This is a genomic window from Nonomuraea sp. GTA35 (assembly GCF_041950525.1).
GTDB lineage: Bacteria > Actinomycetota > Actinomycetes > Streptosporangiales > Streptosporangiaceae > Nonomuraea.
In genome coordinates, this window is sequence record NZ_JBGNUV010000006.1 from 507392 (window position 1) to 528965 (window position 21574).

21 protein-coding genes are annotated in these 21574 nt (G+C 70.1%); 10 read left to right on the top strand and 11 right to left on the bottom strand.

Features of this window, described 5'->3' with window-relative positions; translation table 11 throughout:
- Nucleotides 1-75: 75 nt before the first annotated feature.
- The 6 genes from ACBJ32_RS28950 to ACBJ32_RS28975 all read left to right on the top strand — a co-directional run bounded on the left by ACBJ32_RS28950 (nt 76) and on the right by ACBJ32_RS28975 (nt 5185).
- A complete protein-coding gene (locus tag ACBJ32_RS28950; RefSeq protein ID WP_375129368.1) occupies nt 76-1068 on the top strand; it encodes a sigma-70 family RNA polymerase sigma factor in 993 nt (330 codons plus the stop codon).
- Nucleotides 1069-1110: 42 nt separating this feature from the next.
- Nucleotides 1111-2226, top strand: a complete 1116-nt coding sequence (locus ACBJ32_RS28955; RefSeq protein WP_375129369.1) for a steroid 3-ketoacyl-CoA thiolase — start codon at nt 1111-1113, stop codon at nt 2224-2226.
- A gap of 63 nt (nt 2227-2289) precedes the next feature.
- Nucleotides 2290-3312 (top strand): MBL fold metallo-hydrolase, encoded by a 1023-nt coding sequence (locus tag ACBJ32_RS28960; protein ID WP_375129370.1) that lies wholly within the window; start codon nt 2290-2292, stop codon nt 3310-3312.
- 25 nt (nt 3313-3337) lie between these two features.
- Nucleotides 3338-4018 (top strand): FadR/GntR family transcriptional regulator, encoded by a 681-nt coding sequence (locus tag ACBJ32_RS28965; RefSeq protein ID WP_375129371.1) that lies wholly within the window; start codon nt 3338-3340, stop codon nt 4016-4018.
- A gap of 32 nt (nt 4019-4050) precedes the next feature.
- On the top strand, nt 4051-4227 hold the full coding sequence (locus ACBJ32_RS28970) for a hypothetical protein (protein WP_375129372.1): 177 nt from the start codon (nt 4051-4053) through the stop codon (nt 4225-4227).
- Between the two features lie 10 nt (nt 4228-4237).
- On the top strand, nt 4238-5185 hold the full coding sequence (locus ACBJ32_RS28975; protein ID WP_375129373.1) for a DNA polymerase ligase N-terminal domain-containing protein: 948 nt from the start codon (nt 4238-4240) through the stop codon (nt 5183-5185).
- Here the strand turns inward: ACBJ32_RS28975 and ACBJ32_RS28980 are convergent.
- The 7 genes from ACBJ32_RS28980 to ACBJ32_RS29010 form a co-directional block, all read right to left on the bottom strand.
- Nucleotides 5172-6107 (bottom strand): aldo/keto reductase, encoded by a 936-nt coding sequence (locus ACBJ32_RS28980; RefSeq protein WP_375129374.1) that lies wholly within the window; start codon nt 6105-6107, stop codon nt 5172-5174. The two genes, ACBJ32_RS28975 and ACBJ32_RS28980, sit on opposite strands and share 14 nt — an antisense overlap.
- Nucleotides 6107-7096 carry an ABC transporter permease gene (locus tag ACBJ32_RS28985; RefSeq protein ID WP_357871898.1) on the bottom strand — a complete coding sequence of 330 codons (990 nt, stop codon included), beginning with the start codon at nt 7094-7096 and terminating at the stop codon, nt 6107-6109. Before ACBJ32_RS28985 ends, ACBJ32_RS28980 begins: the two co-directional genes overlap by 1 nt.
- The gene (locus tag ACBJ32_RS28990; protein ID WP_375129375.1) at nt 7093-8574 is read right to left on the bottom strand and encodes a sugar ABC transporter ATP-binding protein; all 1482 of its coding nucleotides are present in this window, start codon (nt 8572-8574) and stop codon (nt 7093-7095) included. Before ACBJ32_RS28990 ends, ACBJ32_RS28985 begins: the two co-directional genes overlap by 4 nt.
- On the bottom strand, nt 8575-9597 hold the full coding sequence (locus ACBJ32_RS28995; RefSeq protein WP_375129376.1) for a sugar ABC transporter substrate-binding protein: 1023 nt from the start codon (nt 9595-9597) through the stop codon (nt 8575-8577). It abuts the gene before it with no gap.
- A gap of 31 nt (nt 9598-9628) precedes the next feature.
- Nucleotides 9629-10363 carry an SDR family oxidoreductase gene (locus tag ACBJ32_RS29000; RefSeq protein WP_357871890.1) on the bottom strand — a complete coding sequence of 245 codons (735 nt, stop codon included), beginning with the start codon at nt 10361-10363 and terminating at the stop codon, nt 9629-9631.
- Between the two features lie 29 nt (nt 10364-10392).
- Nucleotides 10393-11667, bottom strand: a complete 1275-nt coding sequence (locus ACBJ32_RS29005) for an L-fuconate dehydratase (RefSeq protein WP_375129377.1) — start codon at nt 11665-11667, stop codon at nt 10393-10395.
- 155 nt (nt 11668-11822) lie between these two features.
- Entirely contained in the window at nt 11823-12620 is a 798-nt protein-coding gene (locus tag ACBJ32_RS29010; protein ID WP_357871885.1) for a fumarylacetoacetate hydrolase family protein, read from the bottom strand.
- Between the two features lie 687 nt (nt 12621-13307).
- On the opposite strand from ACBJ32_RS29010, the gene ACBJ32_RS29015 reads away from it, so the two are divergent.
- Nucleotides 13308-14492: a cytochrome P450 gene (locus ACBJ32_RS29015; protein ID WP_357871882.1), complete on the top strand. Its 1185-nt coding sequence runs from the start codon at nt 13308-13310 to the stop codon at nt 14490-14492.
- Here the strand turns inward: ACBJ32_RS29015 and ACBJ32_RS29020 are convergent.
- From ACBJ32_RS29020 to ACBJ32_RS29035, 4 genes are all read right to left on the bottom strand, one after another.
- Complete coding sequence (locus tag ACBJ32_RS29020; protein ID WP_375129378.1) at nt 14464-15309, bottom strand: DUF559 domain-containing protein; 846 nt, start codon at nt 15307-15309, stop codon at nt 14464-14466. The genes ACBJ32_RS29015 and ACBJ32_RS29020 overlap by 29 nt on opposite strands.
- Nucleotides 15310-15624: 315 nt before the next feature.
- Nucleotides 15625-16461 (bottom strand): SRPBCC domain-containing protein, encoded by an 837-nt coding sequence (locus tag ACBJ32_RS29025; RefSeq protein WP_375129379.1) that lies wholly within the window; start codon nt 16459-16461, stop codon nt 15625-15627.
- Nucleotides 16454-17032: a helix-turn-helix domain-containing protein gene (locus tag ACBJ32_RS29030; protein WP_375129380.1), complete on the bottom strand. Its 579-nt coding sequence runs from the start codon at nt 17030-17032 to the stop codon at nt 16454-16456. Before ACBJ32_RS29030 ends, ACBJ32_RS29025 begins: the two co-directional genes overlap by 8 nt.
- A gap of 203 nt (nt 17033-17235) precedes the next feature.
- On the bottom strand, nt 17236-18264 hold the full coding sequence (locus ACBJ32_RS29035) for a GDP-mannose 4,6-dehydratase (RefSeq protein ID WP_357871874.1): 1029 nt from the start codon (nt 18262-18264) through the stop codon (nt 17236-17238).
- 251 nt (nt 18265-18515) lie between these two features.
- On the opposite strand from ACBJ32_RS29035, the gene ACBJ32_RS29040 reads away from it, so the two are divergent.
- Genes ACBJ32_RS29040 through ACBJ32_RS29050 form a run of 3 tightly spaced genes read left to right on the top strand, consistent with a single transcriptional unit; the run spans nt 18516 to nt 21547 of the window.
- The gene (locus ACBJ32_RS29040; protein ID WP_357871871.1) at nt 18516-19766 is read left to right on the top strand and encodes a glycosyltransferase family 4 protein; all 1251 of its coding nucleotides are present in this window, start codon (nt 18516-18518) and stop codon (nt 19764-19766) included.
- Between the two features lie 3 nt (nt 19767-19769).
- Complete coding sequence (locus ACBJ32_RS29045; protein WP_375129381.1) at nt 19770-20480, top strand: class I SAM-dependent methyltransferase; 711 nt, start codon at nt 19770-19772, stop codon at nt 20478-20480.
- A complete protein-coding gene (locus tag ACBJ32_RS29050) occupies nt 20477-21547 on the top strand; it encodes a prenyltransferase (RefSeq protein WP_375129382.1) in 1071 nt (356 codons plus the stop codon). The genes ACBJ32_RS29045 and ACBJ32_RS29050 overlap by 4 nt, the downstream gene beginning before the upstream one ends.
- The last annotated feature ends 27 nt before the right edge of the window (nt 21548-21574 follow it).

The following is a 21574-nucleotide window of genomic DNA, read 5'->3' on the forward strand; positions in this document are numbered from 1 at the left end:
CGCAAGGGCTAAGTTTCGAGCCGGCTTGTCCAAGGATTCGGTTTTCTGTCGGTGGCGGGAGCTATACAGGGTGGTATGACCGACAAGCCGACGAACGAGGACTTCCTCCGGCTGGCTGATCCGATGCGGCGCGAACTGCTGGCGCACTGCTACCGCATGATGGGCTCCGTGCACGATGCCGAGGACCTCGTGCAGGAGACGTATCTACGCGCATGGCGCGGCTACGAGAACTTCGAGGGGCGCTCCTCGCTGCGCACCTGGCTCTACCGCATAGCCACCACCACCTGCCTGACCGCGCTCGACAACCGCTCCAGGCGCCCGCTGCCGACCGGGCTCGGCGCGCCGAGCCTCGACGCGAGCGCGCCCCTGGTGCAGGACGGCGAGGTGCCGTGGCTGGAGCCGGTGCCCGACACCCTGGCGGGCGTGGCCGGCGACGACCCGGCCTCGATCGTGACCTCTCGCGAGAGCATCCGGCTCGCGCTGATCGCCGCGCTGCAGCACCTGCCGCCCCGGCAGCGGGCCGTGCTGATCCTGCGCGACGTGCTCAAGTGGAAGGCCGCCGAGGTGGCCGAGGCCGTCGGCACCTCCACGGCGGCGGTCAACAGCATCCTGCAGCGCGCCAGGGCCCAGCTCAACGAGGTGTCGCCGACCCTCGACGACCCGGTGGAGCCGCTGACGCAGGAGCAGCAGGCCCTGCTCGACCGGTACGTGGCGGCGTTCGAGAACTATGACGTCGCAGGCCTGGTGGACCTGTTCACCAAGGACGCGGTGTGGGAGATGCCGCCGTTCGTGGGCTGGTACCAGGGGCCGGAGAACATCGCCGAGCTCGTCGCGACGCGGTGCCCGGCGGAGCGGCCCGGAGATCTCAAGCTGGTGCCCGTCGGGGCCAACGGCCAGCCGGCCTTCGCCGTCTACCACCGCCGTGACGACGGCGTCCACGAGCAGTTCGCGATCATGGTGCTGACGTTCTCCGGCGAGCGGGTCGGCCATGTCGGCATGTTCTTCGAGGAGTCGCTGTTCGAGACGTTCGGCATGCCGGCGAAGTGGGAGGGTTCCGAAACAAAGTAGAACGCGTTACAGTCGCGCCAGAGCGTCGTTCTGGAGGCGGCCATGGGCACACCGGTAATAGTCGAGGCCGTTCGCACGCCCATCGGCAAGCGGGCGGGATGGTTGTCGGAGCTCAAACCGCAACAGGTTCTGGCCGCGGCGCTGAACGGGCTCGTCGAGCGCTCCGGCGTCGATCCCGGCGCCGTGGAGCAGGTCTTCGCGGGGTGCGTGACCCAGGCCGGCGAGCAGGGCGGTCACGTCGGCCGTCACTCGTGGCTGTATGCCGGGCTGCCGTACCAGACGGGGGTCACCACCGTGGACGCCCAGTGCGGCTCCTCCCAGCAGGCGGTGCACCTGGCGGCGGCGATGATCGGCGCGGGCGTGATCGAGGTCGGCGTCGGGTGCGGGGTCGAGGTGATGAGCCGGGCGCCGCTGGGCAGCAACGTGCGCCCCGCCCAGCCCAGGCCGGACGACTGGAGCATCGACCTGCCCGACCAGTTCACCGCCGTCGAGCGGATCGCGCGGCGGCGCGGGCTCACGCGCGAGCGGCTCGACTGGTTCGGGGCGCGGTCGCAGCAACGGGCCGGCAAGGCGTGGGCCGACGGGCGGTTCGAGCGGGAGATCGTGCCCATCGGCGACGTCCGCAGGGACCAGGGCCTGCGCGAGACCACCGAGGCGGGGCTGGCCGCGCTGAGGCCGGTGGTCGAGGGCGGGCTGCACACGGCCGGCACCTCGTCGCAGATCTCCGACGGAGCGGCGGCCGTGCTGGTGATGAGCGAGCAGGCGGCGCGGCGGCACGGGCTGCGGCCCAGGGCCAGGATCCTGGCGCAGGCGCTGGTCGGGGCGGAGCCGTACTACCACCTGGACGGGCCCGTGGAGGCCACGGCGCGCGTGCTGGCGGCGGCCGGCATGACAATCGGCGACATCGACAGGTTCGAGGTGAACGAGGCGTTCGCCTCGGTCGTGCTGTCCTGGGCGAGCGTGCACGAGCCCGACCTCGACCGGGTGAACGTCAACGGCGGCGCCATCGCGCTCGGCCACCCCGTGGGCGCCACGGGCGCGCGCCTGATCACCACGGCGCTGCACGAGCTGGAGCGGTCGGACTCGGCGACCGCGCTGGTCACGATGTGCGCGGGCGGCGCGCTGGCCACGGCCACCATTCTGGAACGCCTCGGCTGATCAGGTATCTGATCGCCGCCTTCGGCGCTCAGGGCACGTACGCACTCATCTCTCGGGGGGCACATGAAGTCCAGGCGCAGGCCGTACGCGGAGCAGCGGCCGCAGGACCTCGGCGGCGGGGTGTGGAGCGTGCCGGTGCCGATCCCGGGCAATCCGCTCGGCTACACGCTCGTCTACGCCATCGAGTCACCCCGCGGCCCAGTACTGGTCGACGCCGGATGGAACCATCCCGACGCCTGGGAGGCGCTCAGCGGCGGCCTGGCCGCGGCCGGGCTGGACGTGAGCGCGGTGAGCGGGGTGGTCGTCACCCATTTCCACCCCGACCACGCCGGGCTGGCCGGGCAGGTCAGGGAGGCGTCCGGCGCCTGGATCGCCATGCACGAGAGCGACGCGGCGCTGGTCAGGCTCATGATCGAGTACGCCGACAGCAAGCACGAGGCGTTCCAGACCGACATGCTCAGGCGGGCGGGGGCCGACCCCGGCGAGGCCAGGCAGGTCGCGGGCGAGCGCCCGGCCCCGCCCGCGCTGCCCGACCGGGAGCTGCGCGACGGCGACCTGGTGGACCTGCCGGGCCGCAAGCTGCGCGCGGTGCACACCCCCGGTCACACGCCGGGGCACATCTGCCTGCACCTGGAGGACGCCGACCGGCTGTTCACCGGCGACCACGTCCTCCCCGACATCACCCCGCACGTCGGGATTTATCCCTATGATCGGGACGATGTCGATCCCCTGGGCGACTTCCTGGAGTCCCTGGATCGCGTGAGCGATCTCGGGCCGCTCGACGCTCTTCCCGCGCATGAGTGGATATTTCCTGATGTGGCCGCACGCGCCGCTCAGATCCGCCACCATCACGAGGAGAAACTCGAACGGCTGCGCGCCCTCCTGGTCCAGCGGCCGCAACCGCTGACCATCTGGGAGGTCGCCGCGATGATGACGTGGAACAGGCCGTGGGAGGAGCTGCCACCTCCGCTGAGGGGCATGGCGGCCGGCGAGGCCGCGGCCCACCTGCGGACCCTGGAGGCCAGGGGCCGGGTACGCCGCCTCCCAGGTGTCGATGCCGTGCGCTTCCACGCTCTAGACTCCTAGACATCCGATGTCTAGGGAGAAAAGCGTGGCGGTCACCGATGCGGCCATCGACAAGATCAAGCAGATGATCCTCTCCGGCGAGCTGGCGCCGGGCGACCGGCTGCCGAAGGAGGCCGACCTCGCCGAACGGCTCGGCCTGTCACGCAACTCGTTGCGCGAGGCCGTGCGCGCGCTGTCGCTGATCAACGTACTGGACGTGCGGCAGGGCGACGGCACGTACGTCACCAGCCTGGAGCCGCGGCTGCTGCTCGACACCATGTCGTTCGTGCTGGACCTGCACCGGGACGACACGGTGCTGCAGTTCTTCGAGGTGCGCCGGATCCTGGAGCCGGCCGCCACGGCGATGGCCACGAAGCAGATGACCGACGCCGACATCGCCGAGCTGCGGGTGATCCTGGAGTCGCTGCCCGAGCGGCCCACGGTGGAGGAGCTGGTGGCCAACGACCTGCAGTTCCACCTGCGGATCGCGCAGGGGTCGGGAAACAGCGTGCTGTGCTCGTTCATCGAGAGCCTGTCGGGGCCGACCACCAGGGCGCGGATCTGGCGCGGCCTCACGCAGGAGGGGGCGATGGACAAGACGCGGGAGCAGCACACCGCGATCTACGAGGCCATCGCCGCGCGCCAGGCCGACGTCGCCCGTTCCTGGGCGACCGTGCACGTGGCGGGCGTGGAGTCGTGGCTGCGCCGGGCGCTGGAGCTCGACTGAGCATCATGCCTGGTCAAGGGCGGCGGCAGGCCGTGAGCACACATCGGAGGACTGGCGGCGAGACCTTCTCCGACATGGTCCACGGCTACATGCACGTCACCAGGCACGCCGTGGACCTGCCGGCCCGGCGCATGGCCTCGTCGGCGGGCGAGCCCAGGGAGGTGCGGGTGCCGTACCGGCTGGTGATCAGGGAGAGCACGAGCGGGTAGTACCGGTGCTGTGTCCGACAAACTCTCGAAATACCGGAGCAAACGCGACCCGAAACGTACCCCAGAGCCCGTCCCCGACGCCCCCTCCCCGTCCCCCGAAGGAAACGCCTTCGTCATCCAGGAGCACCACGCCCGCTCCCTGCACTGGGACCTGCGCCTGGAACGCGACGGCGTGCTCGTCTCCTGGGCCGTCCCCAAGGGCCTGCCCGCCGACCCGGGCACCAACCACCTGGCCGTGCACACCGAGGACCACCCGATGGAGTACCTCACCTTCCACGGCGAGATCCCCAGGGGCGAGTACGGCGGCGGCACCATGACCATCTGGGACACCGGCACCTACGAGACGGAGAAGTGGTCGGAGCGCGAGGTCAAGTTCGTGCTGAACGGCGAGCGGGCCTCCGGCCGGTTCGTGCTGTTCCGGACGCGGGGCAAGAACTGGATGATCCACCGCATGGGCTCCGCGGTCCGCGACCCGTTCCCGTCCGTCTCCCCCATGCTCCCGACCGAGCGCGCCAAGCTCCCGAAGGACGTCGCGGCGTACGCCTTCGAGTTCGCCTGGGGCGGGCGGCGGCTCCTGGTGCCCATCGACGGCGGCCGCACGGACGCCGCCCGCGAGCACCCGTGGCTGCGCGGGCTGGCGGAGTCGTTCGGCAGCCGTACGGCGGTGCTGGACGGGGAGGTGGCCACGCTCGGCGGCGCGGAGATCCTCCTCTTCTACGACCTGCTGTACGACGACGGGCGGTCGTTGCTGGACGAGCCCTACACGGCGCGGCGGGCCGCCCTGGAAGCGCTGGAGCTGACCGGAGCCCGCTGGCAGACCGCGCCGTCCTGGCCCGGCGAGGCGGGCGCGGTGCGGCAGGCGGCACGCGAGCAGGGGTTGCCCGGGGTGGTCGCCAAGCGGCTGGACTCGCCGTACGAGCCGGGGCCGTCGAAGTCGTGGTTGTTCATCGGGTCCTGACCAGCAGCCCCTCCCCCTCCAGGTCCGCCCACAGTTCCTCGGGCACCGGCCGCGACCACAGCTCGGCGTTCCGCCGGACCTCCTCGGGCGTGCGGGCGCCCAGCACGATCGTGGCGATCGCCGGGTGGCGCAGCGGGAACGCCATGGCGGCGTGCGGCAGGGTGACGTCGTGGCGCTCGCAGACCCGCGCGATCCTCGTGGCACGGTCGAGCAGCTCCGGCGGGGCCGGCGCGTAGTTGTAGGTGCCCGACGGCTCGTGGGTGGCCAGGATGCCGCTGTTGAACACCCCGGCCGCCAGCACCTGGACGCCCCGCTCGGCGCACGCGTCCAGCAGGGGCAGGCCCGACTGGTCGAGGAGCGTGTAGCGGCCGGCGAGCATGACGACGTCGATGTCGGTCTCCTGGACGAAGCGCAGCGGCGCCTCCCACTGGTTCATGCCGACGCCGATCGCCCGGACCCGGCCCTCGGCGCGCAGCTCCGCCAGCGCCGGAGCCGCCTCGGTGATCGCCTGGTCCACGTGGTCGTCCGGGTCGTGGATGAGGGCGATGTCCACGGCCGGGAGCCCCAGGCGTACCAGGGAGTCGTCCAGGGACGCGCGGACGCCGGCCGGCGAGAAGTCCCACACCCTCTCCAGGTCGCCGGCGACGTCGAAGACGTCGTCGTCGCGGCCGTCGCCGGACGCCTTGGGCCGCAGCAGGCGGCCCACCTTGGTGGACAGCAGGTAGCCCGACCGGCCGGCGAGCGCGGCGCCCAGGCGGCGCTCCGACAGGCCGAGGCCGTAGTGGGGCGCGGTGTCGTACAGGCGTACCCCGCTCTCCCAGGCCGCGTCCACCGTGGCGCGGGCCTGCTCCTCGGCGACCTCGTCGTAGAGGTTGCCGATGGGGGCGCCGCCGAAGCCGTGACGGGGCAGGTCGATGGCCATCAGTCCTGTGCCTTTCCGCCCGCGATCCGACTGATCATGAGGGCGATGAGGATGATCGAGCCGTAGATGACCGGCTGCCAGAAGCCGGAGACGCCGATGAGGGTCAGGATGTTCTGGACGAGGCCGATCACCAGCACGCCGGTGAGCGCGCCGAGGATCGTGCCCTTGCCGCCGTCCATGCTGACGCCGCCGATGACGGCCGCGGCGAACACCATGAAGATCCAGCCGACGCCCTGGTTGTTGCCGATCGCCCCGAGACGCCCGGTCTCCAGGATGCCGGCCAGTGCCGCGAGCGTTCCGCCCAGGATGAAGACGCCGTACAGGACCCGGTCCACCCGGATGCCGGCGGCGCGGGCCGCGTCGATGTTGCCGCCGATCGCGTACAGCGCGCGGCCGAGCCTGAGGTAGCCGAGGCCGAAGATGCCGGCGGCGAACAGCAGGCCGGCGATCCAGATGGCGGCCGGGAGGCCGAGCCACATGGCGCTGCCCAGGTAGAGGATCGATTCGGGGAGCTGGAACAGCGTCTTGCCCTCGGTCGGGCCCTGCAGGAACCCGTGCACGATGATCAGCATGGCCAGCGTGACGATGAACGCCGAGAGCTGGAACCTGATGATCAGGAAGCCGTTGAACGCCCCGATCGCCGCCCCGATGAGCAGCGCCAGCGGGATCACCAGCGCCCCGGGCAGCCCGATGCCGAACCCGCCCGCCGCCACCGGGACCACCAGCATCACCGCGATGGCCGGCGCGGTGCCGACCGTGGACTCCAGCGAGAGGTCGAACTTGCCGGCGATCAGGATCATCGCCTCGGCCAGCACGAGCAGCGAGATCGCCGCCTGCTGCTGGAGCACGTTCGTCAGGTTGCCCGCCGTCAGGAAGGTCGGGTCCAGGAACGCGCCCACGACCAGCAGGAGCACGATCACCGGCACGAGCGTCAGGTCGCGGAACCTGGCCAGCTTCAGCCGGGGGGCCGGCGCAGTCAAAGTCGTCACTCTTCCATGCCTTCCATCACGGCCACGAGCTCGTGGTCGGTCCAGCCACGTGGCACGTCCTTCACCACCCTGCCGTGGAACATCACCAGCACCCTGTCGCAGATCCGCAGGTCGTCCAGTTCGTCGGAGACCACCACGGCGCCCGCCCCGCGCTCGACCGCGTCCTCGACGGCGCCGAGCAGGGCCTGCTTGGCCTTGACGTCCACGCCGGCGGTCGGGTTGATCACCACCAGCACGGTCGGGTCGTCCACGAGCGCCCGGGCGAACACGACCTTCTGCGCGTTCCCTCCGGACAGGTCGCCGACCGGCTGGTCGGGGCCTTCGGTCTTGATGTCCAGCGCGCCGATCATCTGCTCGGCCCTGGCGCGGCGCCTGGCCGGGGAGACCAGGCCGTAGCGGCCCAGCTTGCGGGCGATCGGGAACGTGGCGTTCTCCCCCACCGAGAGCAGCGGGACGAAGCCCTCGTGGTGGCGGTCCTCGGGCACGAACCCGAGCCCGGCCTTCATGGCGGCCGGCACGTCGCCGGGCCTGACCCGGGTGCCGTTCACCGTGACCGTGCCGGTGTCGGGCCGGCGCAGCCCGACCAGGGTCTCGGCGAGGCCGACCTTGCCGCTGCTCGCGGAGCCGGCCAGGCCGACGACCTCGCCCTCCTTGACGGAGAGGTCGATGTCCGAGTAGCGCCCCGCCAGGCTGAGGCTCTCGCCCTGCAGCACCACCCGCTCGCCGGGCGTGTGCTCGCGCGCCTCGTAGGCCGCCGTGGCCTCCCCCGTCATCGCGGCCACCAGCTCGTCGTGCGGCAGGTCGGCGACCGGCCTGGTGGTGACGTGCCGGGCGTCGCGGAAGACGGTGACGCTCTGGCAGATCTCGTAGACCTCGTCGAGGTGGTGCGAGATGTACATCATCGTGACGCCCTGCTCGCGCAGCGACCGCATGCGCGTGAACAGCCGCTCGATGGCCGGGCCGTCCAGCCGCGCCGTCGGCTCGTCCAGGATGATGAACCTGGCGCCGAACGACAGCGCGCGGGCGATCTCCACGAGCTGGCGCTGCTCCACGCTCAGGTCGCCGGCCAGCGCCTGCGCGTCCACGTCCACCTCGTAGGTGTCCAGCAGCTCGCGCGCCCTGGCCCGCAGCCTTCTCCAGTTGATCCTCGCGTGCCCGTCGGACTGCCGGTTGAGGAACAGGTTCTCGGCGACTGTGAGCGCCGGGATGATCGTGGACTTCTGGTAGACGCAGGCCACGCGCTGCCGCCAGGCGTCACGGTCGGCCAGGGCGGGCGCGGCCTGCCCCGAGAACCGCACCTCGCCCTCGTCCGGCCGCTGCAGCCCGGTCAGGATCGACACGAGCGTGGACTTGCCCGCGCCGTTCCTGCCGACCAGCGCGTGCGTCTCGCCCTCGGCGATCGCGATCTCCGCGCCGTTGAGCGCGGTCGTCGGGCCGAAGCGCTTGACCACGTTCCGGGCTTCAACGTGAAGGTTCATCTACTTGACCTGGTTGCCCCAGAGGGCCTTGTCGTCCACGTTCTCCTTCGTCACCAGCGGCGCGGGGAGCTGGTCCTCCAGGCCGTTCGGGAGCTGGATGATCGTGCTGTCGTGGTCCGTCGGGCCCGGCTTGAACGTCTTGCCCTCCGCCGCGGCCTTGGCGTAGAAGAGGGCGTACTTGGCGTACAGGTCGGCTGGCTGCGACACCGTCGCGTCGATCTCGCCCTTGCGGATGGCCTCGAACTCCTGCGGGATCCCGTCATTGGAGATCACGAAGACGTGCTTGGGGTCCTCCGGCGCGACGAGCAGGCCCTTCTGCTTGAGCACCTGCAGCGTCGGCGCCAGATGCACGCCACCCGCATGCATGTAGATGCCCTTGATATCCGGGTTCTGCTCCAGGCGGGTCTGCAGCATGGACGCCGCCTTGCTGCCCTCCCACTCCGTCGGCTCGCTGAACACGGTGATGCCGGGGAACTTCGCCTTCATGCACTCCAGGAACGCCTCCGACCTGTCACGGCCGTTGATCGAGCTGAGCGCGCCCTGGAGCTGCACCACCTTGCCCTTGCCGCCGAGCTTCTCGCCGAGGAACTCGCACGCCTTGGTGCCGTACGCGCGGTTGTCGGCGCGGACGACCATGTAGACCTTGCCCTTGTCCGGACGGGTGTCCACGGTGACGACCGGGATCTTCTTGTTCTCCAGCTGCTGGAGCGTGTTGGCGATGGCGCCGGTGTCCTGCGGGGCCATGACGATGACCTTGGCGCCTTGGCCGGTCAGCGCCTGCACGTTGTTGACCAGCTTGGCCACGTCGTTCTGCGAGTTCGTGGCGGGCATGAGGTCCACCTTGAGCTCGCCGGCCATCTGCGGGACGTACTTGATGTAGGAGTTCCAGAAGTCGGAGTCGGCCCGCGGGTGGTCGATGCCGACCTTCCCGCCGCCGCTTCCTCCTCCTGCCGTGGTACCCGAGCCACACGCGGTCACGACCGCCAAGAGGGCCGCTGCCGCGACCGCCCGTCCGAACTTCATTGGGGGGTTACCTTCCTTGAGTAGCTTGGCCCTAGTTGGCGGGCCGGAGCCGCAGCCCCTGCATGCCGCCGTCCACCGCGAGCGCGGTGCCGGTGGTCGAGGCGGACTCGGGGCTCGCGAGGTACGCGATCGCCGCGGCCACCTCCTCCGCCGTGACCAGGCGGCCCATCGGCTGCCTGGCGTTGAGCGCCGCCCGCTCCGCCTCCGGGTCGTCGGCCGCGTCCAGCAGCCTGCCCACCCACGGCGTGTCGGCGGTGCCCGGATTGACGCAGTTGACCCGGATGCCCTCGCGGATGTGGTCCGCCGCCATCGCCAGCGTCAGCGACAGCACCGCGCCCTTGGTGGCGCTGTAGAGCGCCCGCTGCGGCAGCCCCGCGGTGGCGGCGATCGAGCACGTGTTCACGATCGCGGCGTGCCCGGACCTCCTCAGGTACGGCAGCGCCGCCCGCGCCACCCGGACCATGCCGAGCACGTTGACGTCGAACACCTTGTGCCACTCGCTGTCCGGGTTGTCCTCGATGGTGCCCTGTGCTCCGATGCCCGCGTTGTTCACGAGCACGTCGATGCCGCCCATCCGCTCGGCCGCCTCGGCCACCGCCGCCCGTACCTGCGCGTCGTCCGTCACGTCGGCCTTGATGCCGATGAACGGCTCACCGGGCGGGTTCAGGTCGAGGCAGGCGACCGTCATGCCGCGCCCGGCCAGCGCCTGCGCCGCCGCCAGCCCGATGCCGGAACCGCCGCCGGTCACGACCGCCTTCAGACTCACGCCGCTCTCCTTCGTGCCCTGTCCCCCGCTCATGGTGTGCCGCCGTCCCGCCAGACCTCGCCGCCGGGGAACGTGTGGGCGGCGATCGACTCGGCGTGCATCTCCGCGCTGAACCCCGGCCTGGACGGCGCCACGTACCGGCCGTCGCGGATCACCACCGGGTCCACGAAGTGCTCGTGCAGGTGGTCGACGTACTCGATCACGCGGCCCTCCATCGTCCCGGTGACCGCCACGTAGTCGAACATCGACAGGTGCTGCACCAGCTCGCACAGCCCGACCCCGCCCGCGTGCGGGCACACCGGCACCCCGAACTTGGCCGCCAGCAGCAGGATCGCCAGGTTCTCGTTGACGCCGCCGACGCGGGCGGAGTCGATCTGCACGTACGAGATGGCCTCGGCCTGCAGGAGCTGCTTGAACACGATGCGGTTCTGGACGTGCTCGCCCGTGGCCACCCGGATGGGGGCGATGCCCCTGGCGATGGCGGCGTGCCCGAGCACGTCGTCAGGGCTGGTCGGCTCCTCCACCCAGTGCGGCCTGAACTCGCGCAGCGCGTTGACCCACTCGATGCCCGAGCCGACGTCCCAGCGCTGGTTGGCGTCGATCGCGATGGGGAAGTCCGGCCCGCACACCTCGCGCGCCACCCTGAACCGCCGCCGGTCGTCCTCCAGATCCGCGCCGACCTTGAGTTTGATCTGCCCGAACCCCTGCTCCAGCGCCTCCTTGCAGAGCCGCCGCAACTTCTCGTCGTCGTACCCGAGCCAGCCGGGGGACGTGGTGTAGGCCGGGTACCCCTCCTGGATCAGCCGCTCGATCCGCTCGGCCTTGCCCGCCTCGTTCCCCTTCAGGATCTCGAGGGCCTCGTCCTTCGTCAGCGCGTCGCTCAGATACCGGAAGTCGATCAGCTCGACGATCTCCTCCGGCGACATCTCGGCCAGCAACCGCCACAGCGGCCTGCCCGCCCGCTTCGCCTTGAGGTCCCACAGGGCGTTGACCACGGCGGAGATCGCCATGTGCATGACGCCCTTCTCCGGGCCCAGCCAGCGCAGCTGCGAGTCGCCCACCATGTCGCGGTAGAGCGCGCCGAGGTTCTCGACGTCCTTGCCGATCACGTACGGCTCCAGGGCGCTGATGGCCGTGGTCTGGACGTCGTTGCCGCGGCCGATCGTGAACGCGAACCCGTGACCCTCGTAGCCGTCGTCGGTCTTGAGGACCACGTAGGCGGCGGAGTAGTCGGGGTCGGGGTTCATCGCGTCGGAGCCGTCGAGCTGGCGGGAGGTCGGGAACCGCACGTCGTGCGTCTCCATCTCCACGATCCTGTACGCCCCCGTCCCCTCACCCTTACCGGGACCCGCGCCCCCGCCCGCGCTGGGAGCCGCACCCGCACCCGGACCCGCACCGTCGCCGGGTCCCGTGCCCTCGTGAACCCCCGCGACGTGCTTGGGAGAGTCCGTCGCTCCGGTCATGCCTGCCCCACCGTCTGGCGCTGCCGCCCGAGCCCCTCGATCTCCAGCTCCATCACGTCGCCGGCCCGCAGGTACGGCTGCCCGGGCATCCCCATCGCCACGCCGGCCGGCGTACCGGTGTTGATCACATCACCGGGCTCCAGCACCATGAACTGGCTCAGATACCGCACGACCTCGGCCACATCGAAGATCATGTTCTTGGTGTCGCCGTCCTGCCGCAGCTCCCCGTTCACCCAGAGCCGCATCGCCAGGTTCTGCGGGTCGCCCACCTCGTCGGCCGTCACCAGCCACGGGCCCAGCGGGTTGAAGGTCTCACACGACTTCCCCTTGTCCCACTGTCCACCCCGCTCCAGCTGGAACTCCCGCTCGGAGACATCGTTGGAGATCGCGTACCCGGCGATCACACCGAGCGCCTCCTCCCGGCTGCCGAGGTAACGGGCCTGCTGTCCGATGACGACGGCCAGCTCCACCTCCCAGTCGGTCTTCACGCTGCCCCGCGGCACGAGCACTTCGTCGTACGGGCCGACCATGGTGTTGCTCGCCTTCATGAACACCACAGGCTCGGCCGGCACCGCGGCACCGGACTCGGCGGCGTGATCGCTGTAGTTCAGACCGATGCAGACGATCTTCCCGGGCCGCGCGATCGGCGCTCCGATCCGCACCCCTTCGGCCTCGACAACGGGCAGATCCCCACGCTCCAGCGCCTCGCGGACACGCGCCACTCCCCCGGAAGCGAGGAAAGCCCCGTCGATCTCGGGCTCTCCGATGTCGCGCAGGTTACCGGCGTCATCCATGACCACCGGCCGTTCCTGGCCGACGGGTCCAACTCGCAGCAGCTTCACACCGCACCCTTCTCGTCGATACATCGGATGTCTCGTTTCAAGATGCTCGTGCTGGTGAACGGAGTGTGTCAAGTGCCACATGACGGATACATCCGATCCGTAACCACGAAACACCCCCATAACGCTCCCCTCCCACCTGTGAACCCACTTAACCACCCGACCACCCCCCGTCCACACAGCCGAAATCCCGTCCCCCCATACATCGGACGACAAAACCCTCCTCCCGAGCACACACCGGGACAGGGCACGAAAGTCCACGCGACGCACAACGAGACAACTCGGCGCGAGACGACGCGAGCTTCGCTCCATCCACCCACGACGCGCCGCACGGGCGGCAATCACTCCTCGGCCAGACGCCCAGCCGCCCGCAACGGCCCGCCGGGGTGGACGCGACCCGCACGGACGGCAAGAACGTCCCAAGCAACGACTCGCTACGTGGACGAGGAACACCTGGCAGGGCATGGCGAGTGACACAAAGAGCCGGCGACATGCGATACGACAAGAAAGGAGCAGGTCAGAGGCGGTTTGCGGCAGGACGTATCAGGAAGGATCCATGCCCGTCCTTGACGACCGTACAGCTCCGTAATAGAACACGTTTCAGATAGCTCTAACCAAGCGCTTGATCAAGAGGTGACCCGCGTGCACATCGACCTTGTCGACAGGGACATTTACGCGAACGCCGGCCCACCCCACGACCAGCTCGCCTGGCTACGCGCGAACTCCCCCGTCCACTGGCACGAGGGCGAGCCCGGCTTCTGGGCCGTGACGCGCTACGAGGACGTCGTGCACGTGTCGCGGCACTCCGACCTCTTCTCCTCCCACCGTAAACTCGCCCTCTTCGAGGACCTCCCCGAGGACCAGATCGCGCTCCAGCGCCTCATGATGCTCAACCAGGACCCCCCGGAGCACACGAGGCGGCGTTCCTTGGTCAACCGCGGCTTCACCCCGCGCACGATCGGAGCACTCGAACAGCACATCCGCGACATCTGCGACGACCTCCTCGACAAGCTGACCGGCGAGATCGACTTCGTCACCGAAGTCGCCGCGCCCCTGCCTCTCTACGTGATCTGCGAGCTGCTCGGAGCCCCGGCAACCGACCGCGACAAGCTGTTCAACTGGTCCAACCGCATGATCGGCTCCCAGGACCCCGACTACGCCGCCAGCCCCGAGGAGGGCTCGGGTGCGGCCATGGAGGTCTACGCCTACGCCAACCAGCTCGCCGCCCAGCGCAGGGCCAACCCCAGGAACGACATCGTCACCAAGCTCCTCCAGTCGGACGAGCACGGCGAGACCCTCGGCGAGGACGAGTTCGACCTCTTCGTCCTCCTTCTCGTGGTCGCAGGCAACGAGACCACCCGCAACGCGGCCTCCGGCGGCATGCTCGCGCTCTTCGACCATCCCGACCAGTGGGACCGTCTGGTCGCCGACCCGGCACTGGCGAGGACGGCAGCGGACGAGATCGTCCGCTGGGTCTCCCCCGTCAACCTCTTCCGGCGCACCTCGACCACCGACCAGGTGCTGGGCGGGCAGGAGATCAAGGAGAACGACAAGGTCGTGGTCTTCTACTCCTCCGCCAACCGCGACACCTCCGTCTTCCCCGACGCCGAGATCTTCGACATCGCCCGCGACCCGAACCCCCACATCGGCTTCGGCGGCGGCGGAGCACACTTCTGCCTGGGCAACCACCTGGCCAAGCTGGAGCTCCGCGTCCTCTTCGAGCAACTGGCCCGCCGCCACCCCCGCCTGCGCCAGACGGGCGAGGTCCGGCGCCTGCGCTCCAACTTCATCAACGGCATCAAGGAACTGCCCGTGACCATCGGCTGACCCGACCGCTTCCACGCTCCGGTCTCCGCCGCGGGCCCCTCCCTCCTTCCGCTGTCTCCCCTCTCTTCCGCTCCCCGCTTTTCGTCTCCCCCTCCTTCCTGCGGCGGAACGCGGGTGGGTGCGTCGTGGGTGGCGGGGGTGAGGGCGGGGGTAACCGGTAGCGGCGGGCGCGGCGGGCTGCTCGGATGCGGCTCAAGATGCGGATCGTGCCTTGCGGGCCCGGGCGCCAGCCGCGTTCGATCAAGGCGTTGGCCACGTGGTGGAGGAGGTCGGCGATCTGGCCGGGGATGACGTCTCGGCGGACGGCGATCACGCGCCAGCCACGCCGGCGCAACTCCTCGCGGCGGTCCGCGTCGTGCTGCTGGTCGGCGGGTGAGGTGTGGTGCTCCTGGCCGTCGTACTCCACCGCGACCTTGAACTCCTCCCAGCCCAGGTCGAGGTAGGCGGATCGGTCTTCGCCCAGCTCCACCCTGATCTGGGTGGTGGGCCTGGGCAGGCCGCCGTCGACCAGGATGACCCTCAGCCAGCTCTCTCGGGGAGAGGCTGCGCCGCGGTCGGCGAGGCTGAGGGTTTCGCGGAGGCTCCACGTGTTCAGGGGTCGGTACCACAGGGCTTCCAGGTCCACGCCTCTGCGGGCGAACTGGTCGAGGACGGCCACGGCTTCCATACGCGGCAGCCAGCGGGCGCAGTCGAGCGCCGTGCGGGCCATGGTGGTGAGATGGATGCCTCTGTGCTCCGTGATGTCCTCGTCAGGCAGAGGCATCACATAGGTGACGCAGCCGGGGATCGCGAGGTGGCTGTGAGCGGCCAGCTCCACCGGCCAGACCTCCTCCGGCGCGGAGAGGGTTTCGATGCCCCAGATGTGTGCTGCTGTCTGACGGCAGACGGTGGTCTGCGGGGCTGCCCGGGTCACGCGGCGGGCGCGTTCCGCCAGGGAGGGCGAGGACGAGGATGAGGACGATGTTGCCGGTGACGGCGCGGGCGGGATGGATTTGCCCGGCGGCGGAGGTGGGAGCAGCGGTGAGTTCATGGGCGCAGGATGCCGCGGCCGGGCCGAGCGGGGATGAGCAGAACGGGGTTCTGTGGACAGGGGACGGTTGTCCAGGGTGTGGCGGGCGAGGACGCCGAATGCCTACGCCATGATGACCGGCTTCCAGTCCGGCACCTCCAGGTAGCGTCGCAGCTCGGCGAGCCCCGACAGGAAGCCGCCCCACGCCGCGTACGGAGGGTGCGCCTGGTCGAAGCCGCTCTGCACCAGCGTCAGCCGCGTCTTCCCGCCGGACCCCTCCAGCTCCCACGTTCCGACCCCGCCGTCGCCCCAGTCCACGGAGAACTTGCGGTCGGGCACGACCTCCAGCACCTTGGAGGGGTCCGGGTTGTTGTCGAAGCCGCCCATGGCCAGGCGCCCGCCCTCGTACGGCTCGATCTCGATCGTGTAGCCGAACCACCGCGACACCGCCTCCGAGTCGGTGATCGCATGGAACACCTTCGACGCCGGCGCGTCGACCGAGACCTCGACCCGCATGTCCGTCGAGGTGTAGTCCTGCATGGGCGTCAGCGCGCGCCCCTCCAGGTGCTCGGCCAGGTTGGTCAGCACCTGGCACCAGTACGTCTGCAGCACGCCCCGGATGCTCTTGCCCGTGATGACGTCCTGGAAGTCGAAGTGCGTCTGCGACAGGGTCAGGGTCGTCCGGTCGTCACCGTCGGCCTCGATCGACAGCTCGGTGGTCGTCTCCTCGCCGTCGAGCAGCCACGCGAAGCGCACCGTGCGCTCGTCCGCGTGCAGCAGCCGCTGGTGCGGCGCGTCGCCCTCCGGCGTCGTACGCCCCCAGAACGCGAACCGTTCCGGCAGCTCCACCTCGACGTGCTCGGCCAGCCAGACGCGCAGGTCGGCCGGATCGGTCAGCGCGCGGCTCACCCGCTCGACCGGCGCCGGGATGCCGGCGCGGACAATCATGGGCTCAGTCATGGTCTTGTTCTCCTCTGGGCTCTTGAGCGGTCTGCGGATAGCAGGCGAGGGCCAGCTTGAAGGCGTCGCCCTCCGCCCCGCCGTAGCGGGTGAACAGGTTCTGCAGCAGGCCCTGCAACTCGGTCAGGAACTCCTGGCGGTGCTCCGGACGCACGCGGATCTCTCCGGAGAGACCGATCGACGGAAGCTCGGAGGCGGTCCGGTCGAGCGCCGCTATGTCGGCCTGGACCTCCTCCATGAGATCGAGCAGGTAGCCGAGGCTGAGCTGGTCGCGGACCTTGCGCAGCCCGAGGCGGCCCACGAGCCGGGGCGACAGCCAGTACGAGCGCGCTCCGGCCTGGTAGATGCCCTCGTGGACGCCGCGCACCTTCCGTTCGGACACCTGGTCGACCAGCCCCGCTTCGACCAGCCTCTTGACGTGGTAGTAGACCCGCTGCGGCGTCTGGCCGAGGCGTTCGGCGACCTCCGAGCAGGTGCGCGGCTCGGCGAGTTGCCGCAGCACCTCCACGCGCTGCGGCTTGAGCAGGGCTTCGGCTTGCTCGATCTGTTCGAGATACAGGACGTCTCTCATGGCAAAATCAATTTTTTACGTAAAAATTCGTTTTGTCAATGGTCCGGACATGAGGCGGGGTTGAAGACGCGAGCGTGCACGGCGTACGGCGCGCACGGACGCAGGCTTGGCGACCAAGGCGCAGGGGCCCACGGGGACAAGCGCACCGGGGCAGAGGGAAGAACCCAGCAGGCAGTCAGCGGGCCGGAGTCAGCGGGCGGCGATCAGGGCCAGGAACTGTCGTCGTGCGGGTCGCCGCCGTCCGTGAGCAGCCGCAGATCCGCCTCGACCATCATCGCCACCAGCTCGTCGAACGACACCCGAGGCTCCCACCCCAACTGCACCCGCGCCTTCTTCGGGTCCGCGCACAGCAGATCCACCTCCGCCGGCCGATGCAGCGTCTGGTCGGTGACGACGTACTGCTCCCACTCCAGCCCCGCCGCGCTGAAGGCCGCCTCCACCAGCTCCCTGACCGACTTCATCCGCCCGGTCCCGATCACGTAGTCCTCGGGCCTGCCGGCCTGCAGCATCAGGTGCATGGCCTTGACGTAGTCGCCGGCGTACCCCCAGTCGCGCCGCGCCTCCAGGTTCCCCAGCCGCAGCTCCGTCGCCAGCCCCAGCTTGATCCGGGCCACCCCGAGCGACACCTTCCTGGTGACGAACTCGGCGCCGCGCCGCGGCGACTCGTGGTTGAACAGGATCCCCGACACGGCGAACATGCCGTACGACTCGCGGTAGTTCTGCGTCAGGAAGTGCCCGTACGCCTTGGCCACCCCGTACGGCGACCGCGGGTGGAAGGCGGTGCGCTCGTTCTGCGGGGTCTCGCTGACCTGGCCGAACATCTCGGAGGACGAAGCCTGATAAAAGCGGATCTGCCCGCTCGAACCAGGAGAAACGCCCCGCGACACGCCCGAGCACACCCGGATCGCCTCCAGCATGCGCAGCACGCCCATCCCGGTCACCTCGGCCGTGAGCTCGGCCTGCTCCCACGACATCGGCACGAACGAGATCGCTCCCAGGTTGTACACCTCGTCCGGCTGAACCCGCTCCACGGCCGAGATCAACGACCCCTGGTCCAGCAGGTCCCCCCGCACCACCCGGACGTCGGCCAGCAGCTTCCGCATCTGCGACACGCGCGGGTTCGCCTGCCCGCGGGCCAGCCCCCAGACCTCGTACCCCTGCTCGAGCAGATGCTCCGCCAGATAGGAACCGTCCTGGCCGGTGATACCGGTGATCAGAGCGCGCCTGGCCAAGGGGTCCTCCAACTATCGCCTGCCCTGTCCCTTTGAGACGGGAATGTACAGCTAAGCACCTCGCAAGGACATCAGGCCACATAGAACACGTTCCACCGAACCACGCTCGGTTACGGCAATGTCGCAGTTCGCACGCCCTGCAACGGCCATTGTGAACAATTCCACCCGACCTACCGAATGGTAGCCTTCTCGGACTAAGGTCATCTTTCACGGTACACGCCCGACTCCGGGCCCTACCGGCGGAGAAAGGGGTGTCCGTGCGGGAGCGAAGGCTGCGGATCGCGCTTCTGTCCTACCGCAGCAAGCCCACCTGTGGCGGTCAGGGGGTCTACCTCCGCCACGTGAGCCGGGAGCTGGTCGCGCTCGGGCACCACGTCGAGGTGTTCTCCGGCCAGCCCTACCCCGAGCTGGACGAGGGCGTCATCCTCCGGAAGGTGCCCAGTCTCGACCTCTACCGCGACGAGGACCCCTTCAGAACGCCCAAGCTGCACGAGTACCGCGACTGGATCGACTGGCTGGAAGTCGGCACCATGTGGACCGCCGGGTTCCCCGAGCCGCTGACGTTCACGCTGCGGGCCTACCGCGAGCTGAAGAAGCGCGTCGGCGACTTCGACGTCGTGCAGGACAACCAGACCCTCGGATACGGCCTGCTCGGCATCCAGAAGCTGTTCCCCGTGGTCGGCACCATCCACCACCCGATCAGCGTGGACCGCCGCATCGAGCTGGAGGCCGCCCAGGGCGCCAAGAAGCTCACCATGCGCCGCTGGTACGGCTTCGTGAAGATGCAGTCGCGCGTCGCGCCGAAGCTCAGCCCGATCCTGACCGTCAGCGAGTCGTCGCTGGCCGACATCCACCGCGACTTCAACGTCCCCCAGGCCAACATGCGCCTGATCCCGCTCGGCGTGGACACCCGCTACTTCCACCCGCGCCCGGACAAGCCCAGGCGCAGGGGCTCGATCGTGGCCGTGGCCAGCGCCGACTCCCCCATGAAGGGCGTCGCCACGCTGCTGCGCGCGGTGGCGAAGCTGGCCACCGAGCGCGACGTGAACCTCACCGTCGTCAGCAAGCCCACCCCCGGCGGCCCGACGGAGCAGCTCGTGCAGGAGCTGTCGCTGCAGGACCGGGTGCGGTTCGTGCACGGCATCTCCGACGACGAACTGGGCGAGCTGATCGCCACCTCGGAGATCTCCGTCGTCCCCTCCCTGTACGAGGGCTTCTCGCTGCCCGCCGTCGAGCACATGGCCTGCGCCACGCCGCTGGTCGCCAGCCGTACGGGCGCGCTGCCCGAGGTCGTCGGCGACGCGGCCGTGCAGGTGCCGCCGGGCGACTCCGAGGAGCTGGCCGCGGTGCTGCGCCGCCTGCACGACTCGCCGGAGGAGCGCGAGCGGGTGGGCAAGGCCGGATACGACCGCGTCATGGAGCGCTACACCTGGCACGTCGTGGCCAAGCGGACCGTCGAGGCGTACCACGAGGCCATCGAGAACCACAAGAGGAGAGGCTGACCAGTGCTGACCGTGGACTTCGCCCGCCTGCCCGTGGGTCCGGGCGTGCGCGTGCTCGACCTGGGCTGCGGCGGCGGCAGGCACGCCTTCGAGGTGCTGCGCCGCGGGGCGGACGTGATCGCGTTCGACATGGACCAGTCCGAGCTGGACGGCGTGGCGAGCATGTTCGTCGCGATGGACAAGGCGGGCGAGGTGCCCGACGGCGCCACCGGCGAGACCGTCCAGGGCACCGCGCTGGACATGCCGTTCGAGGACGGCAGCTTCGACCGGGTCATCGCGGCCGAGGTGCTGGAGCACATCCCGGACGACATGGCGGCCATGCGCGAGATCTTCCGCGTGCTCAAGCCGGGCGGCACGGCGGCCGTGACCGTGCCGAGCTTCCTGCCCGAGCGGATCTGCTGGGCGCTGGACGAGGACTACCACACCGCTCCTGGCGGCCACGTGCGCATCTACACGCTCGCCGAGCTGTCGGCCAAGCTGAAGGCCACCGGCTTCGAGATCGGCCCCCACCACCACGCGCACGGCCTGCACGCGCCGTACTGGTGGATCAAGTGCGCGGTCGGCGTCAACAACGACGAGCACCCGCTCGCCAAGGCGTACCACGAGCTGCTGGTCTGGGACATCATGAAGCGCCCTGCCGCCACCAGGATCGCCGAGTCCCTGCTCAACCCGATCATCGGCAAGAGCGTGGTCCTCTACGTCAGGAAGCCATGATCTCCCGCGAGGAGGTCGTACGGACGGCCGAGAGCATCGCGGCGATCCAGCAGGACGACGGCGGCGTGCCCTGGCCCGAGGGCCACGTGGACGCGTGGAACCACGTCGAGTGCCTGATGGCGATGTCCGCGGCGGGCCTGGCCGAGCCGGTGCGCCGCGGCTACGCCTGGCTGGCCCGCCACCAGCGCGCCGACGGCTCCTGGCCGATGAAGCTGGTCGACGGCGTGCCGACGGAGCCGGGCGGCGAGACCAACCACGCCGCCTACGTCGCCGTCGGCGTCTGGCACCACCACCTCGTCACCGGCGACCGGCGCGTCACCGAGGAGAGCTGGCCGATGGTCAAGGCCGCGCTCGACTACGTGGCGGGGCTGCAGACCGAGCGCGGCGAGATCGTCTGGGAGCGCGACGCGCGGGGCCAGGCCGCGACGTACGCGCTGCTCACCGGCTGCTCCTCCATCCACCAGGGGCTGCGCTGCGGCGTGCTGCTCGCCGACCACCTGGGCGATCCGCAGCCGCACTGGGAGCTGGCCGCCGACCGGCTGGCCCACGTGCTGTCGGCGCACCCCGAGTCGTTCGCGGACAAGAGCCGCTTCTCCATGGACTGGTACTACCCGGTGCTGGGCGGCGCGGTGCGCGGACAGCAGGCGTTCGAGCTGCTGGAGCGCGAGTGGTCGACGTTCGTGGTGCCGGGGCTGGGCATCCGGTGCGTGTCGGACCAGCCGTGGGTGACGGGGGCCGAGACGTGCGAGCTGGTGCTGGCGCTCGACGCGCTGGGTGACCGGGAGCGGGCGCTGGCGCTCTTCGCCGACATGCAGCACCTGCGGCACGAGGACGGCTCGTACTGGACCGGCTGGCAGTTCGCCAACCGCAAGCACTTCCCGCACGAGCGCTCCGGCTACACCGCCGCCGCCGTCGTGCTGGCAGCCGACGCGCTGCTCGGGCTCTCGCCCGGGAGCGGGCTGTTCCGCGACATCGACGGGACCGCCGTGTTCGACCCGGAGGTCTGCGGCTGCGCCGCGGTGCACACCGAGGGCCCCGAAGCCCACACAACCGCCGAAGGGCGCTGAGGGGGCCGTACAACCGCTTTTGCGGGT

Coding starts and splice junctions, on each gene's coding strand:
- ACBJ32_RS28950 (WP_375129368.1), top strand. CDS start 76: ATGACCGACAAGCCGACGAACGAGGACTTCCTCCGGCTGGCTGATCCG.
- ACBJ32_RS29005 (WP_375129377.1), bottom strand. CDS start 11,667: ATGGAGACGCACGACGTGCGGTTCCCGACCTCCCGCCAGCTCGACGGC.
- ACBJ32_RS28990 (WP_375129375.1), bottom strand. CDS start 8,574: ATGAACCTTCACGTTGAAGCCCGGAACGTGGTCAAGCGCTTCGGCCCG.
- ACBJ32_RS28995 (WP_375129376.1), bottom strand. CDS start 9,597: ATGAAGTTCGGACGGGCGGTCGCGGCAGCGGCCCTCTTGGCGGTCGTG.
- ACBJ32_RS28980 (WP_375129374.1), bottom strand. CDS start 6,107: ATGGCCATCGACCTGCCCCGTCACGGCTTCGGCGGCGCCCCCATCGGC.
- ACBJ32_RS29010 (WP_357871885.1), bottom strand. CDS start 12,620: ATGGATGACGCCGGTAACCTGCGCGACATCGGAGAGCCCGAGATCGAC.
- ACBJ32_RS28960 (WP_375129370.1), top strand. CDS start 2,290: ATGAAGTCCAGGCGCAGGCCGTACGCGGAGCAGCGGCCGCAGGACCTC.
- ACBJ32_RS29025 (WP_375129379.1), bottom strand. CDS start 16,461: ATGACTGAGCCCATGATTGTCCGCGCCGGCATCCCGGCGCCGGTCGAG.
- ACBJ32_RS28955 (WP_375129369.1), top strand. CDS start 1,111: ATGGGCACACCGGTAATAGTCGAGGCCGTTCGCACGCCCATCGGCAAG.
- ACBJ32_RS29030 (WP_375129380.1), bottom strand. CDS start 17,032: ATGAGAGACGTCCTGTATCTCGAACAGATCGAGCAAGCCGAAGCCCTG.
- ACBJ32_RS29050 (WP_375129382.1), top strand. CDS start 20,477: ATGATCTCCCGCGAGGAGGTCGTACGGACGGCCGAGAGCATCGCGGCG.